Source organism: Streptomyces sp. NPDC045967 (genome assembly GCF_056430495.1).
The window spans coordinates 259,714-270,246 of record NZ_JBWKLE010000009.1; the positions used below are offsets into that span (position 1 = coordinate 259,714).

9 protein-coding genes and 1 pseudogene are annotated in these 10,533 nt (G+C 66.4%); 6 read left to right on the plus strand and 4 right to left on the minus strand.

All coding sequences use genetic code 11. The features are described 5' to 3' along the window. Window positions 1-266: 266 nt before the first annotated feature. Window positions 267-632, plus strand: a pseudogene (locus AC07FY_RS20135) (transposase); the annotation flags it as partial. Window positions 633-646: 14 nt separating this feature from the next. On the opposite strand, the gene AC07FY_RS20140 reads toward AC07FY_RS20135, so the two are convergent. Together AC07FY_RS20140 and AC07FY_RS20145 are read right to left on the minus strand one after the other, a co-directional pair. Continuing rightward, entirely contained in the window at window positions 647-1,039 is a 393-nt protein-coding gene (locus tag AC07FY_RS20140; protein WP_479007983.1) for a VOC family protein, read from the minus strand. A gap of 352 nt (window positions 1,040-1,391) precedes the next feature. Continuing rightward, window positions 1,392-1,886, minus strand: a complete 495-nt coding sequence (locus AC07FY_RS20145; RefSeq protein WP_479007984.1) for a hypothetical protein — start codon at window positions 1,884-1,886, stop codon at window positions 1,392-1,394. A gap of 213 nt (window positions 1,887-2,099) precedes the next feature. Here AC07FY_RS20145 and AC07FY_RS20150 point away from each other — a divergent pair, with 213 nt between their 5' ends. Next, window positions 2,100-3,128 carry an ATP-dependent DNA ligase gene (locus AC07FY_RS20150; protein WP_479007986.1) on the plus strand — a complete coding sequence of 343 codons (1,029 nt, stop codon included), beginning with the start codon at window positions 2,100-2,102 and terminating at the stop codon, window positions 3,126-3,128. A 190-nt stretch (window positions 3,129-3,318) separates the two neighbouring features. On the opposite strand, the gene AC07FY_RS20155 is transcribed toward AC07FY_RS20150, so the two are convergent. After that, the gene (locus AC07FY_RS20155) at window positions 3,319-3,741 is read right to left on the minus strand and encodes a hypothetical protein (protein WP_479007988.1); all 423 of its coding nucleotides are present in this window, start codon (window positions 3,739-3,741) and stop codon (window positions 3,319-3,321) included. Between the two features lie 1,054 nt (window positions 3,742-4,795). Here AC07FY_RS20155 and AC07FY_RS20160 point away from each other — a divergent pair. Beyond that, window positions 4,796-5,212, plus strand: a complete 417-nt coding sequence (locus AC07FY_RS20160) for an RICIN domain-containing protein (RefSeq protein ID WP_479007990.1) — start codon at window positions 4,796-4,798, stop codon at window positions 5,210-5,212. Window positions 5,213-5,290: 78 nt separating this feature from the next. On the opposite strand, the gene AC07FY_RS20165 is transcribed toward AC07FY_RS20160, so the two are convergent. Beyond that, window positions 5,291-6,115 (minus strand): hypothetical protein, encoded by an 825-nt coding sequence (locus AC07FY_RS20165; protein WP_479007992.1) that lies wholly within the window; start codon window positions 6,113-6,115, stop codon window positions 5,291-5,293. Window positions 6,116-6,310: 195 nt separating this feature from the next. Here AC07FY_RS20165 and AC07FY_RS20170 point away from each other — a divergent pair, with 195 nt between their 5' ends. The 3 genes from AC07FY_RS20170 to AC07FY_RS20180 all read left to right on the plus strand — a co-directional run bounded on the left by AC07FY_RS20170 (window position 6,311) and on the right by AC07FY_RS20180 (window position 10,088). Next, a complete protein-coding gene (locus tag AC07FY_RS20170; RefSeq protein WP_479007993.1) occupies window positions 6,311-7,585 on the plus strand; it encodes an AAA family ATPase in 1,275 nt (424 codons plus the stop codon). Window positions 7,586-7,746: 161 nt separating this feature from the next. Then, entirely contained in the window at window positions 7,747-9,315 is a 1,569-nt protein-coding gene (locus AC07FY_RS20175; protein WP_479008016.1) for a Mu transposase C-terminal domain-containing protein, read from the plus strand. After that, on the plus strand, window positions 9,312-10,088 hold the full coding sequence (locus AC07FY_RS20180) for an AAA family ATPase (RefSeq protein WP_479007995.1): 777 nt from the start codon (window positions 9,312-9,314) through the stop codon (window positions 10,086-10,088). Before AC07FY_RS20175 ends, AC07FY_RS20180 begins: the two co-directional genes overlap by 4 nt. Window positions 10,089-10,533 lie beyond the last annotated feature (445 nt).

Here is a 10,533-nt window from a genome sequence, read left to right on the forward strand (position 1 = left end):
GGGGCTCGCTTCTCCCAGCTTCACCGGGCACTGCACCAGTCGGCCCGGAGCGATGCCCCGGCCAGAACTCTGTAATGACGTTGCCCCCCGCTCAAATGTTGCCGAGCCGCATTCGTGAAATCAGATATCTTCCGCCACAGATCACGTTGGGCAGCCGTGATGGCGGGTTCTGCGAGACTTCTTGGCCTGCTTGTCGCTGCCGGCGCCCCACCGCCCAGTAGATCTCGTCGCTCATCGCCTCCCCGTCGGACTCTCGGATGCACTGCAGTTTGCGGTCAGCACGTCCCGACGGCGCTCCGATCTACGTGATCCTGGACAACCTGTCCGCCCACAAGAACGCGCGATCTTGCGCTGGGCAGCCCGGAGCAAGGTCGAGCTGTGTTTCACGCCGACGAACGCGTCCTGGGCGAACCCGATCGAGGCGTACTTCGGGCCGCTGCGACAGTTCACTCTTGCCAACTGCCGCCGCCCCAACCACACCGTTCAGACCCGCGCGCTGCACGCCTACCTGTGCTGGCGCAACCAGAACGCCCAGTACCCCGACGTTCTGGCCGCGCAACGTCGCGAGCGCGCGCGTCCGCAGTCAAAATGGCATCCATTGGGGAGGCCGGCCCGTCGCTGCAGTGGCCTGACCAGCACCGGATTGCTAGGAGGTCTCCTTGTGGACGGCTTCGATGTTGTTGCCGTCCGGGTCGCTGACGAACGCACAGTAGGCGCGGTACTGGCTCCACGAGCGGGGCTCGTGCCGGGAGACGCCTCCCGCCGCTACCGCAGCCACGTGGAACGCGTCCACCGCATCCCGGCTGACCGCCGTGAACGCGATGTGCACCCCCGTCGTTACGGCAGCCTGGTCCTCCGAGCGTTCCAGGGACAACGACGGCGTGTTCTGCTCCGGTCTCCAGTACTCGGCGACACCGTCGGCCCGATAGCCGACGCCGATCCCCAGCGCCTCCAGCGCAGAGGTGTAGAATCGTTCGCTGGCCTCGAAATCCGAAGCGAACACCCCGAGATGATGGACAAAGGACGCCATTGTCTCCATGACGACCGAGCCTACGGAAGAACGCGAGCGACACACCCCGCGACGCTCGACACCACCCCCCGGCGAACCTTCCCGGTCAGAGCACTAGCTTCCCTGCTGGCCCCGCAGGTCAGGTCACCCCGAGTGCCGTGAGTGCGGCCACGTGATGCTCGGCGTTGGTTGTTCAGTGGTGCGGCGTTGAGTTTCCAGTGGGTGTCGTGTGCTGTGACCTGGTGGTTTGTGGTTGCTCGGTTCGTGTTCTGAACGGTCGGAGCTGTTTTTTCGCTGAAGGGTGCTGCCGAACCTGGGGTGGAGTTTGCGCTGAGTCTGTAGGGGTGAGACGTGAGCGCGTTCAGGCCCGCCCTGTCGGTAGTCACTCCACGGCCGAACTCATGCGGGCTCGCGTCTCTTCGAGACCCATGTCCTTCCGCATCGCTTGCCGGAGATCATGGAGTTTGGCCCAGTAGGCCCAATGGACTGGCCCATGTTCGGGCGAGTCTGGCCCCAGCCCTGTGGCCAGGCGGTCGCGGAGCTGTTCCAGACTGACGATCAGCTCGGTCGAGGCTTCGACGACGAATGGTGGGGCAGCTAGCCGGACGCGTTCACGCGCGGATTCCACGTCGCTCGCTCGGTACCCCTCACGCACGCCAGTTTCAAGATCGCTTGCGGATATGCCTGCGAGCGCTGCGGTCCGCATGGCCTCGGCGGCCGTGCTGATGGCCGCCAGGAAGTCTGCGTAGATCTCTCTGCGGTGTTCTTTCCATTGGCGTTCATCATCACGATTGGCGCGTGCTCTATCGGCGAACAGAGTGGAAGCGATGCCGATAGCGGCGCCAATGAGCGTGGATAGGGGCGCTGTCCAGTCCATGTCAGGAGACTGCCCGGTGTGGGCTCCGGAGTCCACCCCCACCCGGAGCCCGTCTGCTCCAAGAGAGGGGCAGAGAGGGAGGCGTCAGCGCGGTAGTGGCCGCGGCGTTCACCAGTCAAACTTCGGTGACACGCGCTCAAGGTTCGTTGACGGCAGGACACTCAGACGTCCGGCTCGGTGGACCCTGGAAGGGGGTAGTGGGAAGGGGACAGGGTGCTGGATCCTCCGGTCGAGCCGATGCTCGCGCAGGCGGTCGAGACGATCCCGCCTTCGGGTCTGCTGGCTGGCGGGGTGGCGTATGAGCAGAAGTTCGACGGGCACCGGATGCTGGTCTTCATTCCGTCCGAGCCGAGCGGCCGGGTGCTGCTCCAGACCCGCCGCGGTTCCCTGGTCCAGGACCGGTTTCCCGATCTCGTCACAGCCGCTGCGGAGCAGCTGCCGCCCGGACTGGTCCTGGACGGCGAGGTGCTCGTCTGGGATCCCGAGGCGGGCCGGCTGTCCTTCGAGGGGTTGCAGCGCCGGGCCGCTGCCCGCGCCCGCACGGCTCCCGCGCTGGCTGCCCGCCTGCCCGCCTACTTCGTCGCCTTCGACATCCTCCAGAGTGAGGGCGGGGTGGAGCTGCTGTCTCTGCCGTACCGGGAGCGCCGACGCAGGCTCGAAGTGCTCTTCGCAGCGCGGGACCTGAGCGCGCCGTGGACGCTGTGCCCGATGACCACCGACGTCACCAAGGCGCGAGAGTGGCTCGAGGACTGGACGGACGTGTCCGGCGTCGAAGGACTGGTCATCAAGCCCCTGACCAGCAAATATCTCCCGAACTGCCGAGGCTGGACCAAGGTACGCCGCCGCGACACCACCGAAACCATCGTGGGCGCGATCACCGGAACCCCTACCCGCCCGCAGCTCCTCATCCTCGGCCGCCACGACCAGATCGGCCGCCTGCGCCCGGTCGGTCGCACGGTGCCTCTGCGGGTGGATCAGGTCTGCCACGTCGCGGAGCACCTGGTCCCAGCCGGCCCCGGGCATCCGTGGGAGGGGGCCCGGTTCACCGCCACGTGGGGGTCCCGTGACGTCCTCGATATCACCGTGGTCCGCCCGGACCTGGTCGCCGAAGTCAGCGCCGACCGTGCGATTGACCATGGCGGAGTGTTCAGCCACCCGCTCCGCTTCAAGCGGATGCGCCTGGACGTGGCGGCGGCGGACGTGCCGCTCTTCGGCCAGGGCCCTGCTACCGCGGCCACTTGAACCAGGTCAGCGTGCGGTGTTTGTTGCTCAGAATGATGAAGGAAAAAGTCAGTGGCCAGGATGAGAGACTTCAAGGCTGCCTACCAGCCCGAAAGCCGAAACGGCCCGTCATCGAAACTGACGGACCGTTACGGATGATTAAGAGTGAGGCACCGCATTGAGGCTAGTGATCTTCTGAGGGCATCTTCAATTACTCGTTGAATTCGCCAGAATGCGTGCATTTACCTGCCGAGATCTGATAGGCATTCGTCGGGTATTCGCCCCAGCAGATAACCATCGTATAAGAGCCGGCGTTAGTGATGTCGTGGCCCTTGGTGTCGCAGCCTTCGTCGCCGCCGTCGTTAAGCGTCATCACCCTCTGGTAGCCTTCGAGGTTGTAGTAGTTGTTGAAGAAAAGCGCCCCATACACACCCTGGCCGTCGGAATTTGTGTCGCAGATCTTGAAGACGTCTCCGTCATCGATATGCGTCATCTTGCCGTGCTTAAAGCTGATGGACCTGTCTGAAAACGCGGTAAAGTCGTCGTCGGCAGCTGCCGGATATGCTGAGGCGAAAACCATCGCGGCGGAACTTGCGCAGACCCCTGCTGTGCGGGCAAATTTGGACGTGAACATTGTTCCTCCTGGCGGGCCGCTTTATTCGCGGGTCGGAATCAAATTAGTGGTTGGCGATTGCCGGTTGGCAGACTGTCATGTGCTCATCAGATTTTCCAAACGGGGAGCCTTGTTGTGATGGGGGTCACGCTGCTGTGTCCGGATAGAGCCGGATGGATCCCGAATAGCGGTTGCGGGCCGCCTGTTTGCGTCCTGCTCCAACTGTCCAGACTCCCGCAGGGTCCGAGGCAGTCAACCTTTCCAGTAAGGCGCCCGTACGCCCGCTGCGCGCCCCGTAGCCACTCTCGGCCCCCCTACGTCGGGCTGGTGGCTGATGGGCGCTCAGCGGGCCGCCTAAGGCTGCACGTTGCCCATGTTGGGACGGGGGATGGGGCTGGCCCAGGTGGCGGGGGCGGGGCGTTGGGGCATGAGGTCGGGGACCGGGTGGAGCGGGGGTTCGATGAGGGCGCGCCCGTCGCCGGTGAGTGGGTGCGCGGTGAAGCCGGCGGCGCGGACGTCGTTGACGGCCGCGAACGTGATGAGCGTTCCGACCGGCTGCGCTGCGGCCTGCTCGATGACGCGAAGCAGCTCGTCCGCCCAGTCGACTGGGCGTCCGTTGCGGTCGGTGCGCTCTGCTCCGGGTGGCAGGTGGAGGATCAGGCCGCCGGGGTGCCGGTGACGTGGAGGTCATCGTCTGCCGGGGTGACTGTGGTGACCTTGTCGGCTCGGATGCGGGCGTTCCCGACGCGGAACCATACCCGGGAGCGGGCTGCGCTTACCATGTCCGGGCCTGTTGGGCGATGGACGGCTGGGGGCTGCTGGTGGTGACCATGCAGCCACGGTCCCAGGAACGGCGTGGGGCTTGGAGGCAGTTCGAGAGATTTCAGCAGAGGGTACGGCCGGTGTCGGGGGATGTCGGACCGCCCTAACCATGAGGCTGCGCGCTGCACGGGAAGATCATCTTTATGGTAATCTCCCTCCTGCTCTCACTAAGGGGATTTAGATGAATGTTACACGAGGGAAACTTCGCCTCGCTATAATATCCGGCGTCATATCGAGCGCCACTCTCCTCACCATGGGGAACGCCACCGCCGCAATACAGGCTCCGCTGTATAACTTGCAAAGCGGTAAATGCCTGACTCCCTATGGGGGCAGTTCAAGTAACGGTGCCAATGTAGTGCAGTGGGATTGCAATGGGTCTTCCGCTCAAAAATGGTACTGGGGCGACAACTACGAGATAAAGAATGCCAACGGAAAATGCCTGACTCCCTACGGGGGTGGTACACAAAATGGCAATCACATGGTCCTGTGGGAATGCAACGGTGACCCCTCGCAACAGTGGAAGGGTACCGACATAAACATTGCCGTGCTGGTCAACGGGAAATCCGGGAAATGTTTGACCATTTACGGTGGAAGTTCCTCGAATAATGCCCAGGCCACACAGTGGACATGCAACTTTAACTCTTACGCGCATATGTGGGGCGCCGGGTAAGCATATATGCAGTAACGGGAGCCATCTTGAAGTAATCCGCTGGGTGTGAGTGTGCGGGGTGGTGACAGCGGTTGGGTGTCAGCCGGTGGCTGTGCTGGGTAGGGGCTGGGTGAGGTCTCCGATGCCGTCGATCTGGTCGGGTGTGAGTGCCGGTGAGAGTGGCCAGTTGAAGGCTTGGGGGTCTGGCCAGAGTTTGGTGGCTGTACCTGTGGGGTCGAGCGTTGTGACGAGGTCGGTGTGAAGCGTCTCTGAATCGGCCTCGGCGATGAAGAGCGCGACGTGGTTGATCACGAGGGTGGTCACGTGCCCCAGGCTTTGCTCGGCCTCGACGCCGACGACCCAGGTGTCGCCGTCTTCGTCGGTTTCTGTGATGGGTGTTCCCGGCAGGGGGATCTTGACCTGGTAGTGCCTTGTTCTGGCGCTGGGGTGAGGTTCACATGCTGCGGCCCAGACGGTGAGGTTCGCCGGCGGGGTATTGGTAGTCATGATGTGGGTGCGGTGGTCTGCCGGGACGGCGTAGGGATCGCTTTCCACGCGTGCTCTGACCATGGCAGTCTTGGCCGCCCAGGTGGCGAGGACCTCTGCGTCGGCTGCGCTGACGTGCGTGTGCTGGCCGCGGAGGAGGGGTACCAGGGTCTTCTCCGCGAGGACTTCCAGGGTGTTCATCCAGCCCTGGTTGCAGTCGCGGCAGACGTCGTTGAGCTTCTGGTCCAGGATGGACTGGGGTATCTCTCGTGCCTTCGCCACCGGCATTCCGGTTTCTGCGTCGACTCGGATGAGTATCTCGGTTCGCTGTTTCGGGGCTTCCCAGAGAACTTGGTTGGCGAGTTCGCGGCGGAGGACGTGCTCGCCGGACATTTTGACTTCGGGTGCTGACCGGCCGCAGAACAGGCACTTCTTCATTCGAGCATGGTGCCTCGTCGGCCCCTTGGCTGTCCGGGGTTTCGCCTTGTGCCTGTAGGCGCGCGAACAGCTGATCTTGGCTGTCATGGGGTGACCAAGCTGCTGCCATGGGCTGCATAGCAGCAGGGCGGTTGGCTGTCATGGGGTTGCCCATTCCTGTGTGCGCCTGGCCGGGGTCGGGCTGTGCTGGTTGGCATGGGTGAGGAGTTGCGGTTGGCGCGTGGTGTGGTGGTGCGTCGGTTGTTGGCGGTGGATCAGGGACCGGGGTCGGTGTCGTCGCTGCATGTGCGGGTGATGGCCGAGGCCGCGGGTGTGACGGTCCGGACGGTGTGGAAGTGGCTGGCGGAGGCGCGTGAGGGCCGCCTGGAGCCGGCAGGGCGGCAGGACGGGTTCACTCTGGATGACGAGCAGTGGCAGGTTCTGGCTGAGGTGGGCGGGAACGTCGCGGCGTTGCACCGGCGGCTGACGGCAGACGGATCGCCGTCGCCGGGGAGTGCGCCGTCGTTGGGGACGTTGCATCGTGTGGTGCGCCGGGATCTGCAGGCGGGCCGGGTACTGGAGGTGGCGCGGCCGTCCCGGAACCGGGTCGAAGCGGGCCGCTATGACCGGATCCTGGCCGAGCTGAAGTTGCAGCGGGCGGGTGAGGGCCTGCCGGTGGTTGACGCGGACCCGGCGGCCTCGCCTGGGCCCGGGACGGGCGAGGCCGCCGAGGATCACATCGGTGCGTCGCGGGGTGGGGTGCGGTTGTTTGTGCCGGGTGCGCGGGTGGTGTCGACGGCCTTGGTGGCTGCGGTGGTGGAAGCGGTGGGGCACACGGTGGCCGCGCGGGGGATTGGGTGTGTGTTCGGGGAGCCGGGGGTGGGGAAGACGGTGGCGGTGCAGCAGGCGCTGCATCTTCTGCCTTCCCGGGTGCCGGTCTGGCGGGCGGTGGTTGGGGTGAAGCCGGGCCTGCCGCAGATGCGCGCTTCGCTGCTGGAGGCGTGCGGGCTGCCGGCGGGATCTTTGGCGCATCGTGCGGGTGCGGCGGAGCGTGCTTTAGGTGAGGTGCTGAGAAGGCCGGGCGTGTTGTTCCTTGATGACGCCCAGCGCTTGTCTCCGCCGCTGCTGGACTATCTGCGGCTGTTGTGGGACGAGCCGGGGACGGCCGCGGCGCTGGTGTTGTGCGGGGCGGGCGCGGAGCGTGTGATCACTCGGGTGCCGGCGTTGAGGTCGCGGGTGTTGACCTGGCACCAGACCGCCGGGCTGGAACAGGGTGGGCTCGTTGAGACGCTGCGCCTCTTCCACGAGGTGTGGGAGGGCGTGGACCCGGCGGATGTGGTCTGGGCGGACTCCACGGTGGCGCGGGGAAACTTCCGGACCTGGGCGAAGATGACTTCCCACGTCTACGCCCTGGCCAAGCGAGGCCGGGATGTACATGTGGACCGTGCACTGATCGAGCAGGTCTGTGTCCGGCTGGGTCCTTACCCGTGACGGTCAGCGGGTGCAGGAGGGATCAAGACCGGGCGGCAGGGAGTGGTTCCATGATCAGTTCATCCGAGGCGGGAGAGTCGGCTCCGCTGGACGTGCCAAAACCATTGCCCGAGCTCCCGGGTCCGGCGCTCGCGGCGTTGCGCGGTCCTGCGGTTCAGCAGCTGCTGCGGCTGCGGGGCCAAGGGAGGCTTTCGCGGGGGCATGTGCGCCTTGCGGGGGAGTGCCTGGGGGTATCGGAACGGACTGTGTGGCGGTGGCTCGCGCAGGCCGAAGCCGAGCCCCGTATGGCGGACCGTCCGGGGGAGCGGCCAGCGGACCGGTTCGAGGTGACGCCGCAGGTGCGGGTGCTGCTGGCGTACTGGCGAGGGAACGCCTCTGCGGTCCACCGGCAGCTGATCGTGCGTGCTCGGGCCGCAGCGGGGGAGCCGGCCGCGTCGGTGCCGGGTGGGGTGCCCGTGGAGGCGGTGCCGTTGTTGGATCCGGTGCCGTCGTTGTCGACGTTCCTGCGCGCGGTGCGTCGTGACCTGACCGTGGGCGAGCGCGCGGGTCTGGCCCGGGGCCCGGAGGTGGCCCGGGCGCACGACGTGTTCGGTCGGCGCCCCCGTGTGTGGCGGAACCACACGTGGGAGGCCGACCACGTCCAGGCACCGCTCCTGGTCGACGCCGACGGAGAACGGGTGCGCCCCTGGGTGACGTGGTTCATCGATGTCGCGACGAAGGTCATCACCGGTACCGCGGTCACCCCTGGCCATCCGTCCCGGGCCTCGATCCTGGCCGCTTTGCGTGCCGCGGTGCTGCGCACCGGCCCGTACGGGCCGGCGGGCGGCATCCCTGAGCACGTGCGCGTCGACCGGGGCCGGGACTTCCTGTCGAGGACGGTCTTGGCGGCCTTCACCGAGCTGGATACCAAGTTCGAGGATCTGCCTGCCTACAGCCCTCATCTGAAGGGCACGGTGGAGAACCTCAACCGGTGTGCCGACCGCATGCTCTTTGCCGTTCTGCCCGGCTACACGCTCACTCCCAAGCCTCGGCGTGCCAAGAAGAAGTCCGAGCCTGACGACCTGGTGCCGCTGACGTTCGCCGAGTTCACTGCGGAGGTCATGGACTGGGCGCGGTGGTGGAACACCGAGCACCGGCCCGCCGACCTGGGCGGTCGGACTCCCGTCGAGGCATGGTTGGCCGACCCCACGCCGCTCTCGGACATCCCCGAGGCCGCGTTGTGGGGGCTGATGCTGGAGGACGACGGCCGGGTGCGGAAGCTGAGCAGCCACGGGGTGCGCTGGCGGGGCCGGGACTACCTGGGCGCCTGGATGGCAGGCCAAGCAGGCCGCAGCGTCCGGATCCGGCACATGCCCCACCACGATCACGAGATCGAGGTCTGCGATCTGGCCGGCCGCCACCTCGGTACCGCCCACCTTGCCGACGCCGCGACACCCGAACAGCTCGACGAACTGCGCCGCACCCGCACCGTGCGGGCCCGACGCCTGCGCGAGGAGACGAAGAAGGCCGAGGCCCTGCGCCGGCAGCGCTTCGCCCCGGCCACCGCTCCGACGCCCGCGCAGCGCCTGGGCGCCGTCACGGCAGCTGAAGCCGATCAGGAACTCGCTGCGGCATCCGACAGCGACATGGCGGCCTTGGCCCTGCCCGACCTCATCCCGCACGCCCCGCCGCCCGATGACTGGAACACCCCAGACTCCCTGCGCCCTGCCATCCGGGAAGAGAAGCCATGACGAGCCAGCTGCCGCCGAGGGAGACCGATCACTACGCCCCGCTCGCGGACGCCGCGGTCGTCACGACCCGGGCGCTCTTGGCGGCCCGGGAGAACATCGCCGACACGATCGATGCCAGGGCGATGATGTGCCTCCACGGCCCGGCAGGTGTGGGCAAGACCCTTGCCGCGAACGTCTGCCTGCGTGAGCTTGAGCGGACCCGTGGCGAGGAGGTCTGCCGGATCGCCTTCCGCGCCCGCCCGACCGCCCGAGCGGTGCGCCACGAGCTCTTCGCTGCGCTCGGTCTGCCGGGTGAACCCCCGCGTCACCCGTCCGAGTTCGATCGGCTGCTGCTGGACTCGCTGGCCGCGCAGCCGCGTACGCTGGTCGTGGATGAAGCTCAGTGGCTTAATCGAGAGACGTTCGAATATTTCCGGTTCGTCTGGGACCACCCGTACTCGCAGATCGCGATTGTCTTCGCCGGCGGCGAGGGGGCGCACACGGTGTTGCGGAAGGAGCCGATGCTCTCCTCGCGCATCTTCATCTGGCAGCACGTCACCAAGCTCACTCTGGAGGAAGTTCAGCAGGTCATCCCCCTCTACCACCCTGTCTGGGCACGGACTGATCCCGTGGACATCGCCTTCGCCGACCGCCACGCGGCTCATGGCAACTTCCGTAACTGGGCCCGGCTAACAGCCCACACTCTGACCGCACTTGAACGGACAGGCCGCGACCACCCTGACCGGGAGGTGCTGCGCTGGGCGTTCAGCAGACTGGGCAGTTGGAGTGGCTGATGACGGATCGCTGCGGCACCCCAGACCGTAGGTGCCGCGGGTCAGCGGAGCGGACCATGGCCTTAGATCCTGAGCTGATCCGAGAGCTATTTTGAACCATGCTGCTACTGGTCCTGGAGGCGGAGCCGGAAGGATCCGGTGGGGGAGCGGAGCGGACACACCCAACGGGCCGAAGGCCCGGACCCCGTGAAACGGGGTCATCCAAGCCTGCGAAGCAGGCAGTTCGGATGGAGCGCAGCGGAACCCGAACAGTCCGGAGCGCAGCGCAGGACTCCGGCCCGAAGGGCCGGCTCTGGCTCGGCGAAGCCGAGCCCCGCCGAGCGCAGCGAGGCGGTTCATTGCCCTGGAGCGAAGCGGAGGGGCAAGGCGCCGAAGGCGCCCTCGGCCGAGCGCAGCGAGGCCAGTCTCTCCTGAGCGCGCAGCGCTCAGGTACCCGCTCCGCGGG

Coding starts and splice junctions, on each gene's coding strand:
- AC07FY_RS20140 (WP_479007983.1), bottom strand. CDS start 1,039: ATGGAGACAATGGCGTCCTTTGTCCATCATCTCGGGGTGTTCGCTTCG.
- AC07FY_RS20145 (WP_479007984.1), bottom strand. CDS start 1,886: ATGGACTGGACAGCGCCCCTATCCACGCTCATTGGCGCCGCTATCGGC.
- AC07FY_RS20155 (WP_479007988.1), bottom strand. CDS start 3,741: ATGTTCACGTCCAAATTTGCCCGCACAGCAGGGGTCTGCGCAAGTTCC.
- AC07FY_RS20160 (WP_479007990.1), top strand. CDS start 4,796: ATGGGGAACGCCACCGCCGCAATACAGGCTCCGCTGTATAACTTGCAA.
- AC07FY_RS20165 (WP_479007992.1), bottom strand. CDS start 6,115: ATGAAGAAGTGCCTGTTCTGCGGCCGGTCAGCACCCGAAGTCAAAATG.
- AC07FY_RS20170 (WP_479007993.1), top strand. CDS start 6,311: ATGGGTGAGGAGTTGCGGTTGGCGCGTGGTGTGGTGGTGCGTCGGTTG.
- AC07FY_RS20180 (WP_479007995.1), top strand. CDS start 9,312: ATGACGAGCCAGCTGCCGCCGAGGGAGACCGATCACTACGCCCCGCTC.